This window comes from Komagataeibacter oboediens (genome assembly GCF_003207815.1).
Lineage (GTDB): Bacteria > Pseudomonadota > Alphaproteobacteria > Acetobacterales > Acetobacteraceae > Komagataeibacter > Komagataeibacter oboediens.
In genome coordinates this window covers 1-1,148 of record NZ_NKTX01000204.1, presented here as the reverse complement: position 1 = coordinate 1,148, position 1,148 = coordinate 1, and the positions used below count along the sequence as shown (strand labels likewise).

Below are 1,148 nucleotides of genomic sequence, written 5' to 3'. Positions count from 1 at the left end.
GCACCGCATGGAACAACCTCACCGCCCTGCCACAGACCATCCGATCCATCGGCCTCAGAAAATGGGCTCATATAGGTCAAAGGTGATAGCCCGTAGTATAAGGGTGAAAGATGGACGCAATCCTGAACCGTCCCTACTGATTGTGGATAGCCAGAGCGTAAAAACCGACAAAACTGCTGTATCCGATACTCGTGGATATGATGGCGGCAAGAGAGTCAAAGGCCGCAAGCGGCATCTTGCGGTTGATAGTGCCGGGAATATTGTTGATGTTTTTATTAGTAACGCAAACTTGAATGACGTTAAAGGAACTAAGAAATTATTTAAATCAATTCAGAAAATGTATACTTTTACGGCAATTGATTTGGTAATTGCGGATAAAGGATACAGAGGGGAGAGGTTTAAAAAGTATGTTGCTCGCAGATTCGGTGGTGAAGTTGAAATAGGCGAGAATCACACCAGCATGGAAACTGGCTTTGTGCCTGCTAAAAAGCGTTGGCTGGTTGAACGTGCCCTCGGTTGGCTGAACAATTATCGGCGGTTGGCCAAGGATTACGAGGAAAAAATTGAGGTATCCCGGCACATGATACGCATGGCTGCAATGAGGCTCATGCTCCGTCGTCTTTGTCCTGTTCCGAGGAAAGGGAAGACGTGGATTTAATATGAACTAAGGATAATATTACTTCTCCCAGATTTGCATCCGAGGAGTTTTACGTCCAATATTCTTCGTGTATTGATTTAAAGCTTCTCTTCCTGTATTGGACCTGATATTAAAGGTATTTTTCTGACCATTTCTTGTATAGGATAGTCTATGTCACTCACAAAAAATTTTCCAGATGCGCAGACAGTGATTACATCATTAATGAGTTCTACATTGGAACCTAAGAGCCTGATCCGAAAGTTTTTGAACAATACCAGCCTGTTGTGATTCATCCGTCTTTACGAAGAGATGGAGTGAATGGTGACATGGACTGGTATTGCCCGACGTGAACATAGCCGGGAAGGACTGCGATATCCATCGGATATGATGGACGGGGAATGGGCTTTGATCATGCCATTTGTGCCCCCTGCGAAACGGGGCGGTCGCCCTCGCACGACGGATATGCGCGAGGTGGTCAATGCGATGCTCTACATAGCCTCGGCCGGGTGCG

2 protein-coding genes are annotated in these 1,148 nt (G+C 46.1%); both read left to right on the top strand.

The window, feature by feature from the left end; genetic code table 11:
• The first annotated feature begins 61 nt into the window (after positions 1–61).
• A complete protein-coding gene (locus tag CFR80_RS18300; protein ID WP_258367964.1) occupies positions 62–658 on the top strand; it encodes an IS5 family transposase in 597 nt (198 codons plus the stop codon).
• 297 nt (positions 659–955) lie between these two features.
• A partial coding sequence (locus CFR80_RS18295; RefSeq protein WP_146221631.1) for a transposase occupies positions 956–1,148 on the top strand: 193 nt, incomplete at its 3' end.

Coding starts and splice junctions, on each gene's coding strand:
- CFR80_RS18300 (WP_258367964.1), top strand. CDS start 62: ATGGGCTCATATAGGTCAAAGGTGATAGCCCGTAGTATAAGGGTGAAA.